Source organism: Kitasatospora sp. NPDC022785 (genome assembly GCF_055561295.1).
Map to the genome: position 1 here is coordinate 164,706 of NZ_JBVHHB010000001.1, position 22,615 is coordinate 187,320.

At 72.4% G+C, this 22,615-nt stretch carries 12 protein-coding genes; 10 read left to right on the plus strand and 2 right to left on the minus strand.

The features are described from left to right. Positions 1-169 precede the first annotated feature (169 nt). Together ACZ3YO_RS00735 and ACZ3YO_RS00740 are read left to right on the plus strand one after the other, a co-directional pair. Positions 170-1,582, plus strand: coding sequence for a hypothetical protein (locus tag ACZ3YO_RS00735; protein WP_465563053.1), 1,413 nt, complete (start codon positions 170-172; stop codon positions 1,580-1,582). A gap of 240 nt (positions 1,583-1,822) precedes the next feature. Next, positions 1,823-4,858, plus strand: a complete 3,036-nt coding sequence (locus ACZ3YO_RS00740; RefSeq protein ID WP_465563056.1) for a bifunctional [glutamine synthetase] adenylyltransferase/[glutamine synthetase]-adenylyl-L-tyrosine phosphorylase — start codon at positions 1,823-1,825, stop codon at positions 4,856-4,858. 133 nt (positions 4,859-4,991) lie between these two features. Here the strand turns inward: ACZ3YO_RS00740 and ACZ3YO_RS00745 are convergent, their stop codons facing one another. After that, positions 4,992-5,957, minus strand: a complete 966-nt coding sequence (locus tag ACZ3YO_RS00745; RefSeq protein ID WP_465563059.1) for a phosphatase PAP2 family protein — start codon at positions 5,955-5,957, stop codon at positions 4,992-4,994. A 319-nt stretch (positions 5,958-6,276) separates the two neighbouring features. On the opposite strand from ACZ3YO_RS00745, the gene pulA reads away from it, so the two are divergent. The 6 genes from pulA to ACZ3YO_RS00775 all read left to right on the plus strand — a co-directional run bounded on the left by pulA (position 6,277) and on the right by ACZ3YO_RS00775 (position 19,336). Beyond that, on the plus strand, positions 6,277-11,802 hold the full coding sequence (gene pulA, locus ACZ3YO_RS00750) for a pullulanase-type alpha-1,6-glucosidase (protein WP_465563062.1): 5,526 nt from the start codon (positions 6,277-6,279) through the stop codon (positions 11,800-11,802). Between the two features lie 557 nt (positions 11,803-12,359). Next, entirely contained in the window at positions 12,360-14,693 is a 2,334-nt protein-coding gene (locus ACZ3YO_RS00755) for a M4 family metallopeptidase (RefSeq protein ID WP_465563064.1), read from the plus strand. Between the two features lie 312 nt (positions 14,694-15,005). Beyond that, positions 15,006-16,331: an ammonium transporter gene (locus ACZ3YO_RS00760; RefSeq protein ID WP_465563066.1), complete on the plus strand. Its 1,326-nt coding sequence runs from the start codon at positions 15,006-15,008 to the stop codon at positions 16,329-16,331. Beyond that, positions 16,328-16,666, plus strand: coding sequence for a P-II family nitrogen regulator (locus ACZ3YO_RS00765; RefSeq protein ID WP_396319482.1), 339 nt, complete (start codon positions 16,328-16,330; stop codon positions 16,664-16,666). Before ACZ3YO_RS00760 ends, ACZ3YO_RS00765 begins: the two co-directional genes overlap by 4 nt. 591 nt (positions 16,667-17,257) lie before the next feature. Then, positions 17,258-19,003 carry a carbohydrate-binding module family 20 domain-containing protein gene (locus tag ACZ3YO_RS00770; RefSeq protein WP_465563069.1) on the plus strand — a complete coding sequence of 582 codons (1,746 nt, stop codon included), beginning with the start codon at positions 17,258-17,260 and terminating at the stop codon, positions 19,001-19,003. Between the two features lie 132 nt (positions 19,004-19,135). Further along, complete coding sequence (locus tag ACZ3YO_RS00775; RefSeq protein ID WP_465563072.1) at positions 19,136-19,336, plus strand: hypothetical protein; 201 nt, start codon at positions 19,136-19,138, stop codon at positions 19,334-19,336. Positions 19,337-19,388: 52 nt separating this feature from the next. On the opposite strand, the gene ACZ3YO_RS00780 is transcribed toward ACZ3YO_RS00775, so the two are convergent. After that, positions 19,389-20,168, minus strand: a complete 780-nt coding sequence (locus ACZ3YO_RS00780) for an SDR family oxidoreductase (protein ID WP_465563074.1) — start codon at positions 20,166-20,168, stop codon at positions 19,389-19,391. 393 nt (positions 20,169-20,561) lie between these two features. On the opposite strand from ACZ3YO_RS00780, the gene ACZ3YO_RS00785 reads away from it, so the two are divergent. Continuing rightward, the gene (locus tag ACZ3YO_RS00785) at positions 20,562-21,632 is read left to right on the plus strand and encodes an alpha/beta hydrolase (protein WP_465563077.1); all 1,071 of its coding nucleotides are present in this window, start codon (positions 20,562-20,564) and stop codon (positions 21,630-21,632) included. Between the two features lie 195 nt (positions 21,633-21,827). Beyond that, on the plus strand, positions 21,828-22,586 hold the full coding sequence (locus ACZ3YO_RS00790; protein ID WP_465563080.1) for a hemerythrin domain-containing protein: 759 nt from the start codon (positions 21,828-21,830) through the stop codon (positions 22,584-22,586). Positions 22,587-22,615: the final 29 nt, after the last annotated feature.

The following is a 22,615-nucleotide window of genomic DNA, read 5'->3' on the forward strand; positions in this document are numbered from 1 at the left end:
CTGCTGCCGACGGGTGTGCGCCGCGAGGTGGGGCGGGCTGCCCGGACCGCGTCCCCCGCGCACGCTAATTCCTTGAGCCATTGTGCTTACTCTGCAGCGGTGCGAACCGCGACCGGGTGACGGGGGAGCGTATTCAGAAGATCCGTTTTGCGGATCATCCTGGAGTGTCATGCGTACTCGAATCACCACCCTGGTTCTGTCCGGAATCGCCTCGGCCGCCCTCGCGTGGGGCGCCGGCGGCACGGCCTACGCTTCGCCCCTCGTCGACCACGGCGCCGCCTCCGAAACGGCCGGGGCCAAGGGCGAATGGGTCGACAGCCTCCTGCGCCTGGCGGAGGAGGGCACCGGCTCGGCCGCCGGCGCCTGGACCTTGACCGGTCGCAGCACCGTCTACTCCGCGCCGGTGGTCCGCCCGGCCCACCGGGCCGACGGCGACACCGAGACCGGCGACGCCGCGGCCGACAGCCCGGCGCCGGACCTCGCGGAGCCGGACGCCGCGGACGCCGCCGACGCCGCCGAGCAGGAGGACTCGGTTCAGCCGGGCGAGGGCAGCCCCGAGCGCGGCCGGCCGATGGCTCAGCCGCCGGAGCTCGTGGTCCCCGAGGGTTCGTCGGCCGGTACCGGCGAGCACTGCGACGAGGGCGGGCACGGCCACCCCGGCGATCACGGTTCCTCCGACTGCGTCTGCCCCCCCGGTGACCACGGCGATCACGGCGGTCACGAGGGCCATGGTGACCACGGCGATCACGGCGGTCACGAGGGCCATGGTGACCACGGTGACCACGGCGGTCACGAGGGCCATGGCGACCACGGTGACCATGGCGGTCACGAGGGTCACGGTGACCACGGCGGTCACGAGGGCCATGGTGACCACGGTGACCATGGCGGTCACGAGGGTCACGGCGACCACGGCGGCCACGAGGGCCACGGTGGTCATGGCGGTCAAGACCAGGGGCAGGGTCAGAGCGGCCAGCAGGGTCAGGCTCAGGGCCAGGACCAGGCTCAGGACCAGGCTCAGGACCAGGCCCAGGGCCAGAGCCAGAGCGGCTCGCAGAACCAGGGCCAGGACCAGCACGTCAACGTGACCGTCAACGTGCAGAACGTGGTCACGAACAACCTCAACAACAGCGCGAACAACAGCGCCGCCAGCAACTCGAACAACTCCGCGCAGAACAGCGCGCAGAACTCGGCGCAGAACAACCAGTCGGCCTCGCAGGCCAACAACCTGTCCAACCACCAGAGTCAGGACAACGACCTGTCCAACAAGCAGAACCAGTCCAACCACCAGGCCTCGCACAACCTGAACGTGAACAAGGTCGACCTCGTCGCGAAGGAGCGGACGCCGAGCAAGACGGCCCACCACGGCGGTGGCGAGCACGGAGGGAAGGCCGGGCAGCACGGTGGGGGTGGGGAGCACGCGGCCGGTCACCAGGGTGCGGCGGACGAGCAGAGCTCGGCCGGGCACCACCACGGCGAGCTGGCCGAGACGGGTACCCAGAGCACGCCGATCCTGCTCGGCCTGGCGGCCGCGTTCGTCGCGGCGGGTGCGGCGGCGATGCGGCTCGGCCGACGGCGGGCATGACCGGGCCCGTCCCTCGGGGTTCCGGGTAGCGTGCGCGGTCGCACCGCGTGACTGTCCGGCGGGCAGCCGTCCCGGTCGCTTGGCCGGGCCGGCTGCGAACGGGCAGGCGAGCCGACACGCCCCGCCGGCGGCCGGGCCCTCCGGTCGGTCCGCCGGCGGCCGGGTGGGTCCGGTCCGCGGTCACGTCCGGCGCGGAGCCGCGGGGGCGCGTAACCTGCTGAGCGGGCGGATGGAGGGGCCATGGCGGTGGAGGAGCAGCGGGCCGGGAGCCGGATCAGCCGGCCGGAGATCAGGCTGGTCCGGCGCGGGTTCACCGATCCGGCGCAGGCCGTCCGGCTGCTCGCCGGGCCCGGCCTGGAGGGGCTGGCCGACGATCCGGTGCTGCTGGACGCGCTGGGCGCCACCGCCGACCCGGACCTCGCCCTGCTCGGCCTGGCCCGCCTGCTGGAGGCCGCCGACGCGCCGGACCGGCACACCCTGCGCGACACCCTGACCACCTCGAAGCCGCTGCGCGACCGGCTGCTGGGCGTTCTCGGGGCGTCCACCGCGCTCGCCGACCACCTGGCCCGCCACCCGCACGACTGGCACGCCCTGGTGACGTTCGAGCTGCGCGACATGCACCCCGGCCCGGACGACTTCCGGCGCGCCCTCCAGCAGGGCGTCCGGGACGACGCCGTCCGGGACGACGGCGCCGCCCGGGCGGACGCGCTGCGGGTCGCCTACCGCCGCTGCCTGCTGGCCGTCGCCGCCCGCGACCTCACCGGCACCACCGACCTCGCGCAGACCGCCGCCGAGCTCGCCGACCTGGCCGGCGCCACCCTGCAGACCGCCCTGGACATCGCCGCCCAGCAGGATCCGGACGCCGCCCGGGCCTGCCGCCTCGCCGTCATCGGCATGGGCAAGTGCGGCGGGCGCGAGCTCAACTACGTCTCCGACGTGGACGTGATCTTCGTCGCCGAGCCGCAGGAGGGCGTCGACGAGCACGAGGCGCTCAAGGCCGCCACCCGGCTCGCCGCCGCGATCACCCGGCTCTGCGGCGACACCACCGGCGAGGGCACCATCTGGCCGGTGGACGCCAACCTGCGCCCGGAAGGCCGCAACGGCCCGCTGGTCCGCACCCTGGCCAGCCACCAGGCGTACTACCAGCGGTGGGCCAAGACCTGGGAGTTCCAGGCCCTGCTCAAGGCCCGCCCGGTGGCCGGCGACGCCGAGCTGGGCGCCGACTACCTGGCCGCGCTGGAACCGATGGTCTGGCAGGCCGCCGCCCGTGAGAACTTCGTCGCCGACGTCCAGCAGATGCGCCGCCGGGTGATCGACTCCATCCCGGCCACCGAGCTGGACCGCCAGCTCAAGCTGGGCCCCGGCGGGCTGCGCGACGTCGAGTTCTCCGTCCAGCTGCTCCAGCTGGTGCACGGCCGCACCGACCCGGCGCTGCGCAGCGGCAACACCCTGGAGGCGCTCGCCGCGCTCTCCCGGGGCGGCTACGTCGGCCGGGCCGACGCCGCCTCGCTCGACACCGCCTACCGCTTCCTGCGCTCGCTGGAGCACCGCATCCAGCTGCACCGGCTCCGCCGCACCCACCTGATGCCCAAGGGCGCGGAGGACCTGCGCCGGCTGGCCCGCTCGCTCGCCCCGCTGATCAACGACGACACCCGGGCCGACCCGGTCGCCGCCCTCCAGCGGGAGTGGAAGCGGCACGCCGTCGAGGTGCGCCGGCTGCACGAGAAGCTGTTCTACCGGCCGCTGCTGGACGCCGTCGCCGAGTTGCCGGCCGGTGCGGCCGGCCTCACCCCGGACGCAGCCCGGGCCCGGCTGGAGGCACTCGGCTACGCCGACCCGGCCGCAGCGCTGCGCCACCTCTCCGCGCTGGCCTCCGGCGTCAGCCGCAAGGCCGCCATCCAGCGGACGCTGCTGCCGGTGCTGCTCGGCTGGTTCGCCGACTCCGCCGACCCGGACGCCGGGCTGCTCAACTTCCGCCAGGTCTCCGACGCGCTCGGCCGCACCCCCTGGTACCTGCGGCTGCTGCGCGACGAGAGCGCCGCCGCCGAACAGCTCGCCCGCGTCCTCTCGGCCGGGCGGCTCGCCCCCGACCTGCTGCTGCGCGCCCCCGAGGCGGTGGCCATGCTGGGTGACCCGCAGGGCCTGGTGCCGCGCGGCCGGGCCGGGCTGGAGCAGGAGATACTGGCTGCCGTCGGCCGGGCCGACACCACCGGCGCGGCGGTCGCCGCGGCCCGCTCGGTGCGGCGCCGCGAGCTGTTCCGCACGGCCGCCGCCGACGTGCTCGGCCGGCTCGGCGACGATCCCGCCGAGGCCCTGGAGGCCGCCGGGGAGGCGCTCACCGCGCTCAACGCGGCCACCATGCAGGGCGCGCTGCGGGCCTGCATCGCCGGCTGGGAGGCCCGGAACGGCGGCCTGCCGACCCGGATCGCGGTGATCGCCATGGGCCGGTTCGGCGGGCACGAGCTCGGCTACGGCTCCGACGCGGACGTGCTCTTCGTCCACGAGCCGCTGCTCGGCTCGCTGGAGCACGACGCCGCGAAGGCCGCCCAGGCGGTCTGCCACGAGCTGCGCGCGCTGCTGGCGGCGCCGTCCACCGAGCCGCCGCTGGAGGTCGACGCCGACCTGCGCCCGGAGGGCCGCAACGGCCCGCTGGTGCGCACCCTGGCCTCGTACGCGGCGTACTACCGGCGCTGGTCGCACGCCTGGGAGAGCCAGGCGCTGCTGCGGGCCGAGCCGGTGGCCGGGGACGAGGAGCTGGGCACGCGGTTCCGGCAGCTGATCGACCCGCTGCGGTACCCGGGGGCCGGTGTGCCGGAGCGGGACGTGGTGGAGATCCGCCGGATCAAGGCCCGGATCGAGGCCGAGCGGCTGCCGCGCGGGGCCGACCCGACCACCCACACCAAGATCGGGCGGGGCGGGCTGGCCGATGTCGAGTGGACCGTCCAGCTGCTCCAGCTCCAGCACGGGCACGAGCTGCCGGCCCTGCGGACGACGCGGACCAGGGCCGCGCTGGCGGCCGCCGCCGAGGCCGGGCTGGTCGGTGGGGAGGACGCGGCGGTGCTGGACGCCGCCTGGGTGCTGGCGTCGCGGGTGCGGTCCGCGGTGATGCTGGTGCGCGGGCGGCCGGGGGACAGCTTCCCCGCGGACGCCCGGGAGCTGGCCGGGGTGGCCCGCTACCTGGGCTACGGCGCAGGGCACAGCGGCGAGCTGGTGGACGACTACCGGCGCACCACCCGGCGGGCCCGGGCGGTGGTGGAGCGGCTGTTCTACGGGTGAGGCGGCTCGCCACGGGCTACGGGTGACCGCCGCTCGGTGGGACGCGGAAGGGCCCGGTGATCGCTCACCGGGCCCTTCCGTCGGTATGAGGGGCGTGCGAGAGGCGTACGGGACGCGTACGCGGGGTTCGGGGTCAGCGACGCCCGGCGCTCACCTCGGGGGAGCTCCACTGCTCGGGGACGGTGATCGGCTCCTGCGCCGTCTCCCGGGCCGGGACCCTCGGCAGCTTGTACGGCCAGACGTAGTAGAGCCAGCGGGCCGCGAGGAAGCCCACCAGCAGGCAGAGCTCACCGCCGACCGCGTCCATCCAGAAGTGGTTGGCGGTGGAGATGATCACCAGCAGGGTGGCCGCCGGGTAGAGCAGGCCGAGCACCCGTACCCATGTCCGGCGGGCCAGGAAGAAGATCGCCAGACCGCACCACATCGACCAGCCGATGTGCATCGAGGGCATCGCCGCGTACTGGTTGGAGACGTGCGTGGCCGGCCCGGAGGCCATCGAACCCCAGGTGTTGTGGACCTTCAGGGTGTCGATGAACCCGCCGTCGGTCATCAGCCGGGGCGGCGCCAGCGGGAAGAAGTAGAAGCCCACCAGCGCGATGCCGGTGGTGACGAACAGCACCGTGCGGGCCGCGACGTAGCGCCCCGGGTGCCGGCGGTAGAGCCAGACCAGGACGCCGATGGTCACGATGAAGTGCAGCGTCGCGTAGTAGTAGTTCATCCCGACGATCAGCCACGAGACCTTGTCGACCGCGTGGTTCACCGAGCGCTCGATCGCGACGCCGAGGCTCTGCTCGAAGTCCCAGATGAGGCTCGCGTGCTTCTGGGCCGTGGCCTCCTGCTCGGGCACCGCGTTGCGCACGAGGGAGTAGACCCAGTAGCTGATCCCGATCAGCGCCAGCTCGAACCAGATCCGCGGCCTGGCCGGCGAGCGGCGCTGCTCGCGGACGCGGTTGCGCAGCGCCGCCGAGCGGGTCTGGGCCGCGCGGGTGGCTCCGTCGGGCATCTGGCCGAGCACGGCCGGGGCCGGTTCGGAACCGCCGCCGTGGGCCGCGTCGGCGTGCTCGGCGCCGGGCTGCTCGATCTCGGTTGGTTCCCCCATGACCGAGAAGTCTGCCAGACGTCCCGTAGCCGTCTGCTCATCCTCTGGAAGTGGATTCTTCACCGGCTGTCCCCCTTGAGGGTTAGGGGGTTTCTCCCACCGGGGTAGGGGGTGAGGCTGGGTCTGGTGCTAACCGGTGGGACGGGCATACGTCCCATTGTCACGCCGGGTGGATCGACCGGCGCAATCGGGGGGTCGGGGTGCGGTACGACGAGCGGATTTTCCCCGAGCGAAACGGTTTCTGCATCTTGCTGAAACATATTGCAGCCCGCTAGCGTCCTGGCAACTCGATCACCCCTTCCCCCGCAGGGAGCCCTCAGTGGCCGATGTCCCGCCCCGGCGCCGCCGCGGCACCACCCGCAGACCCGGCCGGACGGCCGTGCTGCTCGCCGCCTCGCTGACCGCCGCCACCCTCGGCACCGCCCCGGCCGTGTTCGCCGCCGCCCCGCCCGCCCCGCCGTCGGACGCCGCGCTCGCCGCCACCGCCGGCCGCCACGACCTCACCCGTGAGCAGTTCTACTTCGTCCTGCCGGACCGGTTCGCCGACGGGGACCACGCCAACGACACCGGTGGGATCGTCGGCAGCCGGCTGGACCACGGCCTCGACCCCGCCGACAAGGGCTTCTACCACGGCGGCGACCTCGCCGGCCTGATCCAGCGGCTCGACTACATCCAGAACCTCGGCACCACCGCCATCTGGATGGCGCCGATCTTCAAGAACAAGCCGGTGCAGGGCACGGGCGAGAACGCCTCGGCCGGCTACCACGGCTACTGGATCACCGACTTCACCCAGGTCGACCCGCACTTCGGCACCAACGAGCAGCTCAAGGAGCTGATAGCCAAGGCGCACCAGCGGGGCATCAAGGTCTTCTTCGACGTCATCACCAACCACACCGCCGACGTCATCGACTACCAGCAGCAGCAGTACGGCTACCGCTCCGCCGGCGCCTACCCGGTGCTGGACGCCGACGGCCGGCCGGTCGACGAGACCGCGGTGGCCGACGCCGGCGCCGCCTGGCCGAAGCTGACCAAGGACTCGTTCCCGTACAGCCCGGTCTTCCGCAAGCCGGCCGACGCCACCGCCAAGATCCCGGCCTGGCTCAACGACCCCGCGCTCTACCACAACCGGGGCGACTCGACCTTCGTCGGCGAGTCCGCCACCGAGGGTGACTTCTCCGGCCTGGACGACCTCGACACCCAGAACCCCAAGGTGGTGCAGGGCTTCGAGAAGGTCTACCAGCAGTGGGTCAAGGACGCCGGTGTGGACGGCTTCCGGATCGACACCGTCAAGCACGTCAACATGGCCTTCTGGCAGCAGTGGGCGCCCGCGCTCAAGGACTTCGCGGCCAAGCAGGGCAACAAGAAGTTCTTCATGTTCGGCGAGGTCTACTCCGGCGACCCGGCGGTCACCTCGCCGTACGTCACCAAGGGCAGGCTCCAGGCCACGCTGGACTTCCCGTTCCAGAACGCCGCCCGCTCCTACGTCTCGCAGGGCGGCCCGGCCTCAGGCCTCGCCGACGTGTACGGGCAGGACTACCGCTACACCACCGCCGACACCGACGCCTACGAGCTGCCCACCTTCCTCGGCAACCACGACATGGGCCGCTTCGGCTCCTTCCTGCTCAGCGACAACCAGGGCGCGGACGAGGCCACCCTGCTGAAGAAGGACCGCCTCGGCAACGAACTGCAGTTCCTCACCCGCGGCCAGCCCGTCGTCTACTACGGCGACGAGCAGGGCTTCACCGGCGCGGGCGGCGACAAGGACGCCCGGCAGGACCTCTTCGCCTCGCAGACCCCCTCCTACAACAGCGACCGGGTGCTCGGCGGCACCGCCGGCCCCGCCGACCGCTACGGACAGGGCGGCGAGCTCTACCAGGGCATCGCCGGGCTGGCCAAGCTGCGGCGCGACCACCCGGCGCTCGCCGACGGCGCCCAGATCGAGCGGTACGCCGCGGACGGCGCGGGCGTGTACGCCTTCTCCCGGATCGACGCCGGGCAGCAGATCGAGTACCTGGTCGCGGTCAACAACGCGACCGAGGCGAAGACCGTCACCCTGGACACCTTCTCCGCGGGCCAGGGCTTCGACCGGATCTACCCGGCGGCGGGGGAGCGGCTGACCAGCGGCGCGGACCGCAAGGTCACCGTCACCGTGCCGGCGCTGTCGTCCGTCGTCCTCAAGGCGGCCGGCCGGCCGGCCCCCGTCGCGGCCGCGCCGGCGATCGGGGTGAAGGCCCCGGCCGACGGTTCGTCCGGCGCCGTCACCATCGGCGCCGACGTCGACGGCGGCGGCTTCAACCGGGTCTCCTTCGCCGCGCAGGTCGGCGACGCGCCCTGGCAGGTGCTCGGCACCTCCGACACGGGCAGGTCCGGCCCGGACGGCCACAGGCTCTTCCAGGTCACCCAGGACCTGAGCACCGTCGCCCCCGGCACGGTGGTCCGGTACAAGGCCGTGGTGCAGGACTCGTCCGGCCACCTGCGCTCCGCCACCGGCAGCTTCACCACCGGCGCCCCCGCACCCAAGCCGGTGCCCAGCGCCACCGCCCGCCCGTACGCCGTCGTGCACTACCAGCGCAGGAACGGCGACTACGACGGCTGGAACCTCTACGCCTGGGGCGACCTCGCGGACGGCGAGGCGACCCCCTGGCCGGCCGGGCACGGCTTCACCGGCCGGGACGCGTACGGCGCCTTCGCCTATGTGAAGCTGAAGCCGGGCGCCTCCGACGTGGGCTTCATCGTGGAGAAGGACGGCGTCAAGGACGTGGACGCCGACCGCCATCTCGATGTCGGCGCAGGCGGTGAGATCTGGCTCAAGGAGGGGGACCAGGCCGTCCGGACGGCCAACCCCGGACCGGTGAACACCCAGCCCGCCGCCACCGCGGTGATCCACTACAACCGGGCCGACGGCGACTACGACGGCTGGGGCCTGCACGACTGGACCGGCGCCGCCAACCCCACCGACTGGGGCAACCCGCTGCAGCCGGTGCGCCGCGACGCCTTCGGCGCCGTCTTCGAGGTGCCGCTGGCCCCCGGCGCGACCAGCCTCAGCTACATCCTGCACAGGGGCAACGACAAGGACCTGCCGGGCGACCAGTCGCTGGACTTCGCCGTCAACGGCCGCGAGGTCTGGATCCTCGGCGGCCGCGAGGGCTACCTGCTGCCGCAGAACGCCGCGGCCTCCTCGCAGCTGGACCTCGGCTCGGCCAAGGCCCAGTGGATCGACGCCCGGACGGTGGTCGTCCCGGCCGCCTACGGCGCGGCCGACGCCGCCCTGGCCGGGGGGACCAGCGCCCAGCTGGTGTACGACCCCGAGGGTGCCATCACGGCCGACAAGGGCGTGCTGAGCAGGCCCGGCCAGTGGATCCGGCTGACGCCCGCCCCCGGCGGGCTCACCGACGCGCAGAAGGCCAAGTTCCCGCACCTGGCCGGCTACCGCGCCTTCACGGTGGACCCGCGGGACACCGGCCGGGTCGCCCAGGCCCTCCGTAGCCAGTTGCTCTTCACCGAGCACCTGCCCAGCGGTGCCGCCCTGGCCGCCACCGGGGTGCAGACCCCGGGCGTGCTCGACGACCTGTACGCGCGCCGCACCGGCCGGGTGGACTTCGGCCCGGCGTACTACAACGGCAAGGTGGCGCTCTCGGTCTGGGCGCCGACCGCGCAGGAGGTCTCCGTCCAGCTCTTCGACGGCCCGGCCGGCGGTACTCCGAAGACGGTGCCGCTGAAGCTGGACGACGAGACCGGCGTCTGGGAACTCGTCCGGGACAAGGCCGAGTTGGACGGCAAGTACTACCTGTACCAGGTCAAGGTCTGGGCGCCGAGCGTCCAGAAGCTGGTGGTCAACACCGTCACCGACCCGTACTCGGTCGCCCTCTCCGCCGACTCGAGGCGCAGCCTGGTCGCCGACCTCGCCGCCGAGGGGCTCAAGCCGCAGGGATGGGAGAACCACACCGTCCCGAAGGCCGTGCCGCCCGCGCAGCAGCAGATCCAGGAACTGCACGTCCGGGACTTCTCGGTCGAGGACACCACCGTGCCGGCCGCCGAGCGCGGTACCTACCTGGCCTTCACCGAGTCCCAGTCGGCGGGCATGCAGCACCTGCGCGAGCTGGCCAAGGCGGGCGTGACCACCGTCCACCTGCTGCCGACCTTCGACATCGCCACCATCCGGGAGAACCGGGCCGAGCAGAAGCTGCCCGCCTGCGACCTCAAGTCCCTTGCGGCGGACAGCGAGAAGCAGCAGGAGTGCGTGGCGGCCGTGGCCGCCGAGGACGCCTACAACTGGGGCTACGACCCGCTGCACTACAACGTGCCGGAGGGCTCGTACGCCACCGACCCCGGGGGCACCGCGCGGACCGTGCAGTTCCGGCAGATGGTGCAGGCGATCCACGCGGCCGGGCTGAGGGTGGTCCTGGACGTGGTCTACAACCACACCGCGGCCAGCGGCCAGGCCGAGCACTCGGTGCTGGACCGGGTCGTCCCCGGCTACTACCAGCGCCTCGACGCCAACGGCAAGGTGACGACCGACAGTTGCTGCTCGGACACCGCGCCCGAGCACGCCATGATGAACCGCCTGGTGGTCGACTCGGTCACCACCTGGGCCCGCGAGTACAAGGTGGACGGCTTCCGCTTCGACCTGATGGGCCTCGACCCGAAGTCCACCATGCTGGACGTGCAGGCCGCGCTGCGGAAGATGACCCCGGACTCGGACGGCGTCGACGGGAAGAACGTCTTCCTCTACGGCGAGGGCTGGAACTTCGGTGTCGTCGCGGACAACGCCCGGTTCGAGCAGGCCACCCAGCTCAACATGGCCGGCACCGGCATCGCCACCTTCGACGACCGGATCCGGGACGCGGCGCGCGGCGGCAACTTCCAGCTCTCCTCGGCCCCGCAGCAGGGCTTCGCCTCGGGGCTGTTCACCGACCCGAACGGCTCGCCCGCCAACGGCAGCCCGGAGGAGCAGAAGGCCCGGCTGCTCAAGCAGATGGACCAGCTGAAGGTGGCGCTCACCGGCAACCTGGCCGGCTACCGCTTCACCGACAGCTCCGGGAAGTCCGTCACCGGCGCGGGCGTCGACTACAACGGCGCCCCGACCGGCTACGCGGCCAAGCCCGGCGAGGCCGTCGAGTACGTGGACGCGCACGACAACGCCGACCTGTTCGACGCGCTGGCGTACAAGCTGCCGGCCGGCACCGCGCCCGCCGACCGGGCCCGGATGCAGGCACTGGCGCTCTCGCTGACCGCGCTGACCCAGGGTCCGGGCTTCGCCCAGGCCGGCAGCGACCTGCTGCGCTCCAAGTCGCTGGATGCCAACTCCTACGACTCCGGGGACTGGTTCAACGCCATCCACTGGGACCCGGCGCAGGGCAACGGCTGGGGCCGGGGTCTGCCGCCGGCCGCGGACAACAAGGAGATGTGGCCGGCCGCCAAGTCCCTGCTGGCCGACCCGAAGCTGACGGTGGGCGCCGCCGACATCCGGGCGGCCAGTGCGCAGTACCAGCAGTTCCTGCAGATCAAGCAGGGCTCGCCGCTGTTCTCGCTGCCCACCCTCGCCGCCGTGCAGCAGCGGCTCTCCTACCCGCTCTCCGGCACGGCCGGCGAGACGCCCGGGGTGATCACGCTGCACCTGGACGGCACCGGGCTGGCGGGCGCGGAGAAGGGCGTCACCGTGGTGTTCAACGCCACGCCCGCCACGCAGGGGCAGACCGTGGCCGCGCTGAAGGGGACGGCGCAGGCGCTGCACCCCGTCCAGGCGGGCGGCGCGGACCAGGTGGTCCGACAGGCCGGATTCGACGCCGCGACCGGCACCTTCACCGTGCCCGGCCGCACCGTGGCGGTGTTCGTCCAGCACTGACGGCCCGCCCGGCAGGGCCCCGCTCCGCCGCCGGCGGAGCGGGGCCCGGTGCGTTCCGGACCGGATGCCGACGGGTATGGCCGAAATCCGACCCTGGCACGGCCTGAATGGTGACGTGCCGCACCCGTGCGGCGCTGCCGTCCACCATCCGGACGTCCGAGGTGCCCTGAGTGCTGGTCAGTGGCCGCCGAGGGTGATCGAACCTTTCCTGTGGTAATGAAAACCGTCTTCGAGAGTTTGTGTGCCTGTAACACGAATGCCCGCCTGACGGATGAACGGGTCCGGTAGCTAATCGGCCAATCCGTGGCATGCATCTGTCATTAACGACTCGTTTGCTGCCACGATTCCTCCGGCTGCAGACGAGGGGGCCCCACCCCCCGGTGCAGCTGTCCCAGGTCACGAACAGCGCGTCCCCCTGCCAAGAACTCGCTCGGCAACTGCTCCGCAACCGCACCCGCGCCGCGAACCCGGCGGCGGGGGCCCCCACTGCGCCGCAACCCTGCGGCCAGGTTCTCTCCACCGTTCGCGAACCCGCGCCGGTCGGAAAAGGAGTCCGCATGTCCCGTTACACCCAGGCCCGGAAGGCAGCGGTTGTCATGGCCGCCTCCACCGCGCTGCTGGTGACCGGCATTCCGGTCATTGCGCAGGCGGCCACTCCGGACGCTCCGGCAGCCGTTGCCGCCCAGCAGGCGAGCCGCGCCCAGCTGATCGCCTCCGCGAGCCAGCAGTCCACCTCCCTCGCCCAGACCCTGGGCCTGGGCAGCGAGGAGAAGCTGGTCACCAAGGACGTGTCCCAGGACGCGGACGGTACCCGCCACCTGCGGTACGAGCGCACCCTCAACGGCCTTCCCGTCCTCGGCGGCGACCTGGTGGTCCACCAGTCCGCCACGGGTGCGACCAAGGGTGTGGACCGCGCCAGCACCGCCGCGCTGACCGGTGTGAGCACCACGCCGAAGCTGGCCGCGCCGGCCGCGCAGTCCGCCGCGCTGGCCGCCGCCTCGGGCTCCTCGCTGGACGCCGCGCCGCGCCTGGTGGTCTGGGCCGCCGACAACAACCCGCGCCTCGCCTGGGAGACGGTCGTCACCTCCACCGAGGCCGACGGCACCCCGAGCAAGCTGCACGTGGTCACCGACGCCACCTCCGGTCAGGTCATCCAGAAGTTCGAGGGCATCCAGACCGGCACCGGCAAGGGCGTCTTCGTCGGCAACGTCACCATCGGTACCACCCAGTCGGGTTCGTCGTACCAGATGAAGGACGGCGCCCGCGGTGGGATGTACACCACCAACCTGAACCACGGGACCTCGGGCACCGGCACCCTGTACAGCAAGTCCAGCGACAGCTGGGGTGACGGCACCGTCGCCAACAGCGAGTCCGCCGCGGTCGACGCCCACTTCGGTGTCGCGGCCACGTGGGACTACTACAAGAACACCTTCGGCCGCAACGGCATCCGCAACGACGGGGTCGGCGCCTACAGCCGCGTCCACTACGGCAACAACTACGTGAACGCCTTCTGGGACGACTCGTGCTTCTGCATGACGTACGGCGACGGTGACAGCAACACCCACCCGCTGACCGAGCTCGACGTCGCGGGCCACGAGATGAGCCACGGCGTGACCGCGGCCACCGCCAACCTGAACTACTCGGGTGAGTCCGGCGGCCTCAACGAGGCCACCTCGGACATCTTCGGCACCATGGTCGAGTTCTACGCCAACATCCCGACCGACAACCCCGACTACCTCATCGGGGAGCTGATCAACATCAACGGGGACGGCACCCCGCTGCGCTACATGGACAAGCCGTCCAAGGACGGCGGCTCGGCCGACTACTGGTCCTCCACCGTCGGCAACAAGGACGTCCACTACTCGTCCGGTGTCGCCAACCACTTCTTCTACCTGCTGTCCGAGGGCAGCGGCGCGAAGGTCATCAACGGCGTCAGCTACAACTCGCCGACCCAGGGCAACATCACCGTCACCGGCATCGGCCGGGACAAGGCGGCCGCGGTCTGGTACCGCGCGCTGACCACCTACATGACCTCCACCACCAACTACGCCGCGGCGCGCATCGCGACGGAGAAGGCGGCCACCGACCTGTACGGCGCGGGCAGCGCCGAGCTCAACGCGGTCAGCACCGCCTGGGCGGGCGTCAACGTGGGCACCGTGCCGAACCCGGGTGGCGTCACCGTCACCAGCCCGGGCAACCAGAGCACCGCGCTGAACGGCGCGGTCAACCTGCAGATCGCCGCCACCGGCGGCACCGCCCCGCTGACCTTCTCGGCCACCGGTCTGCCGACCGGCCTGTCGATCAGCTCCAGCGGCAAGATCACCGGCACCGCGACGGCCGCGGGCACGTACAACGTGACCGTCACCGCGAAGGACTCCGCCAACAAGACCGGCTCCGCCAGCTTCACCTGGACCGTCTCCGGCGGCGGTGGCGGCACCTGCACCCCGGCCCAGCTGCTCGGCAACGCCGGCTTCGAGACCGGCAGCGCCGCCCCGTGGACCGCCACCAGCGGTGTCGTGGACAACAGCGCCTCGCAGGCCGCGCACTCCGGCTCCTGGAAGTCCTGGCTGAACGGCTACGGCTCGACCCACTCGGACAACCTCTCGCAGACGGTCACCATCCCGGCCGGCTGCAAGGCGTCGCTCAGCTTCTACCTGCACGTCGACACGGCCGAGACCGGCTCGACGGTGTACGACAAGCTGACCGTCACGGTCAACGGCACCGCGCTGAAGACCTACTCCAACGTGGACGCGGCCGCCGGCTACCAGCTGCGGACCTTCGACCTCTCGTCCTACGCGGGCCAGACGGTCACCCTGAAGTTCGCCGGCACCGAGGACTCCTCGCTGCAGACCAGCTTCGTGATCGACGACACCTCGATCCAGACCAGCTGAACCCGGGCCGGTAGCGCCGGCGGAACCAGGTAAGACAGGTGCGGGGCCCGGCAGCGACTGCTGCCGGGCCCTGTGTCGTGGGCCGGTGCCGGTGCCGGTGCCGGTGCCGTGTAGTGGGCCGGGCCGGGCCGGTGCCGTGGGCCGGGCAGGTGAGTTTTCGGAAACCGCCCGGCAACTGCGGAGCAACCGCCGGGCAACACGAAACACCGGTGAAACGTGTCCGTCCGCGACCGGAAATCCGTCCTCGCGACACTCTCCCAACCGCGACCTGCGAACCCCACCCTGACGCAGGCCTTTGGGAAGGCACCCCCTATGTTCCTGGCTGACTCGTCGCCCGGCCTCGACACCGGTGACACCGCCTGGCTGCTCGCCAGCACCGCGCTCGTCCTGCTGATGACCCCCGGGCTGGCGCTCTTCTACGGCGGCATGGTCCGCACCAAGAGCGTGCTCAACATGATCATGATGAGCTTCGTCTCGATCGCCGTGGTCACCGTGGTCTGGCTGCTGGCCGGCTACTCGCTCGCGTTCGGCCGGGACGCCGGCGGCTGGGGCCTGATCGGCGCCCCGGACCACCTCGGGATGGCCGGGATCACCCCCGCCTCGCTCACCGGCCACGTGCCCACCGTGCTGTTCGCCACCTTCCAGCTGACGTTCGCGATCATCACCGCCGCGCTGATCAGCGGCGCCATCGCGGACCGGGCGAAGTTCGGCTCCTGGGTGGCCTTCACCGCCGTCTGGACGCTGCTGGTCTACGTCCCGGTGGCGCACTGGGTGTTCGCCCCCGACGGCTGGATCCTGTCGAAGCTCGGCGCGCTGGACTTCGCCGGCGGCACCGTCGTCGAGGTCAACTGCGGGGCCAGCGGCCTGGCTCTGGCGCTGCTGCTCGGCCCGCGGATCGGGTTCCGGAAGGAGGCGATGCGCCCGCACAGCCTGCCGCTGGTACTGCTCGGCGCGGGCCTGCTCTGGTTCGGCTGGTTCGGCTTCAACGCGGGCTCGGCGCTCGGCGCCAACGGTCTGGCCGCGTCCGCTCTGCTCAACACCCAGGCGGCGGGCTGCACCGGGCTGCTCGGCTGGCTGCTGGTGGAGAAGCGCCGGGACGGTCACGCCACCACGCTGGGCGCCGCCTCGGGCGCGGTGGCCGGCCTGGTGGCGATCACCCCGTCGTGCGGCAGCGTCGACCTGCTCGGCGCGCTGCTCATCGGGCTCGCGGCCGGTGTGGTCTGCTCGTACGCGGTCAGCTGGAAGTTCCGGTTCGGCTTCGACGACTCGCTGGACGTGGTGGGCGTGCACTTCGTGGCCGGCGTCATCGGCACCGGTCTGATCGGCCTGTTCGCCACCGCCGCGATGACCGGCGGCCCGGCCGGCCTGCTGCACGGCGGCGGCCTCGGGCAGCTCGGCAAGCAGCTGGTGGCGATCCTCGCCGTCGCGGCGTACGCCTTCGCCGCGACGTACGGGATCGGGCGGGCCGTCGACCGGGTGATGGGCTTCCGCGCCAGCGAGGAGCACGAACTCACCGGCCTGGACCTCGCCGTGCACGCCGAGACCGCGTACGATCACGGCGTCCTGGGGCACGGCACGACCGCCCACGCCACCACCACCGTGCTCACGCACCCGTCCGACAGGGCCTCCTCCGCATGAAGCTGATCACCGCGATCGTCAAGCCGTTCAAGCTGGACGAGGTCAAGAACGCGCTGCAGGCCGTCGGTGTGCACGGACTGACCGTCACCGAGGCCAGCGGGTACGGCCGGCAGCACGGCCACACCGAGGTCTACCGGGGCGCCGAGTACCGGATCGACCTGGTGCCCAAGGCCCGGATCGAGGTGGTGGTGGAGGACGAGGACGCCGAGCGGGTGATGGAGGAGATCGTCCGCGCCGCCCGTACCGGCAAGATCGGTGACGGCAAGGTCTGGGCCGTGCCGGTGGAGTCGATCATCCGGGTCCGCACCGGCGAACGCGGGCCGGACGCGGTGTAGGGCCGCTCCCGGGGCGCCGCCCGGGAGCCCGACCGCCTGCGGGCGGTGCCGGTGCCGCCGGTGGAGCAGCTGTACCCGGCCGCCCGGCGGACTCGCCGCGGGCGGCGCAGGGCGGCGTGACGGCCCGTGAGAGCCCCTGCGCATACCGGGGCCGCGCCGGCCGCCCTGCCCGCCGTCGTAGCGCGTCCAGGGCCCCACGGGCGGCAGCGTGCGCGGGCGCGGCGACCAGGGTGAGCCCCGGGCCCCGTCGGCCGCGTACTGCTCGGACTCCCGGCCCCGCCCGTTCCGCCCCCGCCCGGTTCCGCCCCCGTCCGCCGCTCATCCGGCGTGGCCGCTCGTCCGACGTGGCTGTTCGTCCACGATCGTCCAGGGGGATCCCCGGCCGTCCATGCCGCCGACCCGCGGCCGTCCACGCGGTGGAGGCGGGAGCGTCGCATACGAGCTTTCCGGAGCTGCAGAAACGTTGCTTCCAAGGCCTTGACGGGCTCTGGCCACGACTCTAGGTTCAGCGCTGCAAGTTTCCAGAAAGTTTCAGCAATCTTTCACGAGCGGTACCCCAGGCTGCCCCCACCCCAGCCCCCAGGAGACATCGTGGTCACCACCGCCCCCACCCGCCGGCCTGCCCGGACGGCCGGCGCGCTCACCGCCTCGGCGGCGCTCGCCCTCTCGCTCACCGCGGCGTTCGGCGCCGCCCCCGCCCAGGCCTCCCCGCCCGGCAACGGCAAGGACGTCACGGCGACGCTCTTCGAGTGGCGCTTCGACTCCGTTGCCAAGGCCTGCACCGACACACTCGGCCCGAAGGGCTACGGCTTCGTCGAGGTCTCGCCGCCCCAGGAGCACATCCAGGGCAGCCAGTGGTGGACCTCCTACCAGCCGGTCAGCTACAAGATAGCCGGGCGCCTCGGCGACCGCGCGTCCTTCAAGAGCATGGTCGACGCCTGCCACGCGGCCGGCGTCAAGGTGGTCGCCGACTCGGTGATCAACCACATGTCGGCCGGCTCCGGCACCGGCACCGGCGGGACGAACTACACCAAGTACAACTACCCCGGGTACTACCAGGACCAGGACTTCCACTCCTGCCGCGCCGCGATCAGTAATTACGGCGACCGCTCCAACGTGCAGAACTGCGAGCTGGTCAACCTCTCCGACCTCAACACCGGCAGCGCCTACGTCCAGCAGACCATCGCCGGCTACCTCAACGACCTGGCCTCGCTCGGCGTCGACGGCTACCGGATCGACGCGGCCAAGCACATCGCCGCCGCCGACCTCGCCGCGATCAAGGCGAAGACGGCCAACCCCAACGCTTACTGGGTCCAGGAGGTCATCTACGGCGCGGGCGAGCCGATCCAGCCCTCCGAGTACACCGGTACCGGCGACGTGGACGAGTTCCGCTCTGGCACCTGGCTGAAGAGCGCCTTCCAGGGCGGCCGGATCGCCGACCTGGCGAACTGGGGCTCCGGCCTGCTGTCGAGCGACAAGGCCCGCACCTTCGTCGACAACTGGGACACCGAGCGCAACGGCTCCACCCTGACCTACAAGGACGGCTCCGCCTACACTCTGGCCAACGTCTTCATGCTGGCGTACCCGTACGGCGCGCCCAACGTCTACTCCGGCTACGCCTTCACCGGCCACGACGACGGCCCGCCGAACGGCGGCACCGTCAACGCCTGCTACAGCGACGGCTGGAACTGCACGCACGCGTGGCGGCAGGTGGCCAACATGGTCGGCTTCCGCAACGCGGTGGCGGGCACCGGGGTCACCAACTGGTGGTCCAACGGCAACAACGCGATCGCCTTCGGGCGCGGCAACAAGGGCTTCGTGGCGGTCAACCGCGAGTCCGGACCGGTCACCCAGACCTTCCAGACGTCGCTGCCGGCGGGCTCGTACTGCGACGTCCAGCACGGCGACCCGGCCGCGGGCGGCTGCACCGGGCCGTCGTACACCGTCGGTTCGGACGGCCGGTTCACCGCGACCGTCGGCGCGGGCGACGCGGTGGCGCTGTACGTGGGCGCCCCGGGCGGCTCCGGCGGCGGCAACCCGGTGAGCGGCGGCGCCTCCTTCGCGGTCAACGCCACCACCGTCCCGGGCCAGAACATCTACGTGGCCGGCAGCACCGCGGCGCTCGGCGGCTGGGACACCGGTAAGGCGCTGCTGCTCTCCTCGGCGGCCTACCCGGTCTGGAAGCTGGACGTGGCGATGTCCGCGGGGACGGCGTTCGAGTACAAGTACATCCGCAAGGACGCCGCCGGGAACGTCACTTGGGAGTCCGGCGCCAACCGGACCGCGACGGTGCCCACCTCGGGCGCGGTGACGCTGAACGACACCTGGCGTCCGTGACGCGTGCTGACGGCCGCTCCTTCCCGGCGGGGAAGGGGCGGCCGTCAGCCTGTCGTTCGACGGTTCCCCCTTGCGGGTGGCGTCGCCGGGTCAAACCTCCCGTATCGGGTGAACGCTGCCAGCATCACGGAAATGAGAGCCCTCCCCGTCGTCCTCGACGTCGAACTCTGCGGCGGCCGCTGGGACGGCCACCGCAAGCGCGTCAACGCCACCGCCCCGCCGCCCTCGCTGCGGATGGTGCTCCGCGCCGAACTGCCCGTCACCGAGGCCGGCGAGTACTGGCCGACCACCAGCGTCTACCGGCTCGACGAGCACGGCGCCCGGTGGCGCTAACCGGTACTCCCACGACGAGTAAGGCCGGCCTCGCGGCCGCCGGGGACTGCGCTCAGCCGCGCCCGATGTAGGGCATGGCCGTCGCCATCACGGTGGCGAACTGCACATTGGCCTCCAGCGGCAGCCCGGCCATGTGCCGAACGGTGCGGGCCACGTCGGCGACGTCCATGGTCGGCTCCACCGCGACCCGCCCGTCAGCCTGCCGGACGCCGACGCTCATCACCGCGGTCATGTCGGTCGCGGCGTTGCCGATGTCGATCTGCCCGCAGGCGATCCGGTACGGGCGGCCGTCCAGCGAGAGCGACTTGGTGAGCCCGGTCACGGCGTGCTTGGTCGCCGTGTACGCGATCGACTGCGGGCGCGGCACGTGGGCCGAGATCGAGCCGTTGTTGATGATCCGGCCGCCCTGCGGGTCCTGGGCCTTCATCTGCCGGAACGCGGCCCGTGCGCAGAGGAAGGCCCCGGTCAGGTTGAGGTCGACCACGGCCCGCCACTCGGCGACGTCCAGCTCGTCCACCGGGGTCGGCGCGCCGAACGTCCCGGCGTTGTTGAACAGCAGGTCGACGCGGCCGAACCGCTCGGCGGCCGCCGCGAAGAGCGCGTCCACCGCCGCCGGGTCGGTGACGTCGGTCGGTACCACGACGGCCCCGCCGTCGTCCGTCCCGGCCGCCGCTCCCGGTGCGGCCGCGTCACAGAGCCCGGCCGTCTCGCGCAGCGGCGCCTCCCGCCGTCCGGCGAGCACCGGCCGCCAGCCGGCGGCGGCCAGCTCCACGGCCACGGCGCGGCCCACCCCGCTCCCGGCTCCGGTGACGACGGCGATCTGCTGGGGCATGGCGGACTCCTCGGACGGTGGTACGGGCGAGCCGATCGTCCCCGATCCGGCTCCCGGAGTCACTGGTACGAGGGCCCAAAACGCGGCGGGCGCGGCACCTGCGCGACTGTGCTCCCCGCCGTCCGGCGGGGGCGCCTCCCCGCCGGTCGGCAGGGGTGCCGGAAGTCTTTACCGGATCAGGATCAAACGTTGGACCGACGTCGGTCGTACCGCAACCGGCCCGCCCCGGCCCACGTCATAAGATCGCAGGACGGCGCGCCGCCGCGAGGGAGGGCGCGCCGACTCCCGGGGGGTCACGGACGTCGTCGCGCCCCGGGCCTGTCCGGCCCCACCCGGGGGCCACCGCCCGACTCCCGACGGAGCGGGCGCGACACCGGTCGGAGAGTCCTCACCGTGCAGCCGCAGCCCACCCGTATTCGCGCCGTCCTGACCGGCGTCGCCGCCCTCACCCTGGCCGCCTCGCTGGCGGCCTGCGGCAGTACGGAGAGCGGCGGCGGGAAGAAGGGGGACTCCGCCAAGGCCGCCGGTACGCCGAGCACGAGCGGCAGCAGCGCCCCGGGCAGCCCGACGGCCGGGGGCAGCACCTCCGCCACGCCCGCCGGCGCCGCCCCGACCGCCTCGGGCAAGGTCCTGATGCCCACCGGTCCGACCGCCGCCCTCGCCAAGGCCCGGGACACCCCCGTCGGCCAGATCTTCGTGACCACGTTGGCCGGTCCCAAGTCGGGGGTCTCCGGCAAGGTCTGGGTCTGGCTGCCGCCCGAGTACAACGACCCGAAGTTCGCCAAGTCGGGCTTCCCCGTGCTCACCCTCTACGCGGGCGGCCAGAGCAACGGCTACAACACCTGGACCGACGACCAGCTGCCGATCCAGCAGCAGGACGCCGAACTGTCGAAGGCCGGCAAGGCACACCCGTTCATCATGATCATGCCGGTGCAGAACTTCACCTCCGACGAGAAGAACGCCCTGGACTGCTCCGACATCCCCGGCCAGCCCAAGATGGGCACCTGGATGGCCGAGGACATCCCGGACTTCGTCCGCGCCAACTTCCGCACCGTGAAGGGCCGTGACGGCTGGGGCCTGATGGGTGCCTCCACCGGCGCCTTCTGCAGCGCGAAGCTCGCTCTCCAGTACCCGGACAAGTTCAAGGCCGCCGTCCCGATCGACGGCTACTTCAACCCGGACTCCGGGTTCTGGAAGGGCCACGAGGCCGAGCGGCAGGCCAACAGCCCCGACGTGATGGTCGCCCAGGGCAAGGCCGACGTGAAGATGCTGGCCACCGCCGGCGGTGCCAACGGCTACGAGACCAAGCTGGTCAAGGCGTGGGTCGCCAAGGCCGCGCCGCCGCTCTCCGTCGAGTACTACGAGCAGCCCGGCGGCAAGCACCTCACCAGCGACTTCAAGAAGATGATCCCGGACACCCTGCAGTGGCTCAGCAAGAACCTGGCGGGCCCGGCGAGCGACTGACCCGGTCCGTGCCGCGCCGCCGGCGCCGGGAGTGCCTCCATGGCCCCCGGCGCCGACGCCTTTCCGGCGAGGTGGGCAGCCCCGGCCGGCCCGCTGACCTGCACGTCAATCGGACATTGATTCGGCTCTGATCGACTGTGAGCACTTTGGTGGAACCGCCGTCCACCAGCCGTGCCAAGTCGTGAAGAGAGTGTCATGCCGAGCCATCTGCTGCCCGTAGCGTCCCCGCCCGCAGCCCCCGCCCAGCGGGGCTCCGACCGTGTGCAGGCCGCCGACGAGGAGCCGCAGGCCGTCCGGTTCGCCGGGCTGCGGCTGGTGCACGCGGCGCTCCGCCGCGACCTGGCGCGGCTGCCCAACGCGCTGCGGCTGCTCCAGCCCGGCGAGGACGAGAAGGGCGCCGCACTGCTGCGGCACTGGCACTTCGTCAACGCGATGCTGACCTGCCACCACGAGCAGCAGGACGGCCGGGTCTGGCCGATCGTCCGCCGCTTCGCGCCCGAGCTGCGGCTGCTGCTCAACTGGCTGGAGGAGGACCACCACAACCTCGACCACTCCTTCACCCGGGTCGGCACCCTGGTCCGGATCGCCAGCCGGGACGCGGGCAGCGCCTGGCCGGTCGCCTACGCCATGGAGGACCTCGCGGCCCGGCTGGAGACCCACCTGCGGATCGAGGAGCGGCAGCTGCTGCCCCGGATGGAGCTGGTGTTCAAGACCACCTCCCGGGTCGGCGGCCTGCCCGAGCTGCTGGACCTGCTGCGCTCCGCCGACGGCCCGGGCACGGCGGACGCGCTCGCCTGGCTGCTGGACGGCGTCGAGCCGGCGCAGGTCGAGCGGCTGATCGCGGACTGCGATGACGACGTGGCCCGCAGCTGGCCGCACTGGCAGTCCACCTACCAGCGCTGCACCGCCCCGCTCTGGGGCGCGCCCGACGTCCGGGACGGCGCCGCCGAGTGACCGGCGGCCGATTTTCCGGGCCGGTGATC

Coding starts and splice junctions, on each gene's coding strand:
- ACZ3YO_RS00735 (WP_465563053.1), top strand. CDS start 170: ATGCGTACTCGAATCACCACCCTGGTTCTGTCCGGAATCGCCTCGGCC.
- ACZ3YO_RS00740 (WP_465563056.1), top strand. CDS start 1,823: ATGGCGGTGGAGGAGCAGCGGGCCGGGAGCCGGATCAGCCGGCCGGAG.
- ACZ3YO_RS00745 (WP_465563059.1), bottom strand. CDS start 5,957: ATGGGGGAACCAACCGAGATCGAGCAGCCCGGCGCCGAGCACGCCGAC.
- ACZ3YO_RS00755 (WP_465563064.1), top strand. CDS start 12,360: ATGTCCCGTTACACCCAGGCCCGGAAGGCAGCGGTTGTCATGGCCGCC.
- ACZ3YO_RS00760 (WP_465563066.1), top strand. CDS start 15,006: ATGTTCCTGGCTGACTCGTCGCCCGGCCTCGACACCGGTGACACCGCC.
- ACZ3YO_RS00765 (WP_396319482.1), top strand. CDS start 16,328: ATGAAGCTGATCACCGCGATCGTCAAGCCGTTCAAGCTGGACGAGGTC.
- ACZ3YO_RS00775 (WP_465563072.1), top strand. CDS start 19,136: ATGAGAGCCCTCCCCGTCGTCCTCGACGTCGAACTCTGCGGCGGCCGC.
- ACZ3YO_RS00780 (WP_465563074.1), bottom strand. CDS start 20,168: ATGCCCCAGCAGATCGCCGTCGTCACCGGAGCCGGGAGCGGGGTGGGC.
- ACZ3YO_RS00790 (WP_465563080.1), top strand. CDS start 21,828: ATGCCGAGCCATCTGCTGCCCGTAGCGTCCCCGCCCGCAGCCCCCGCC.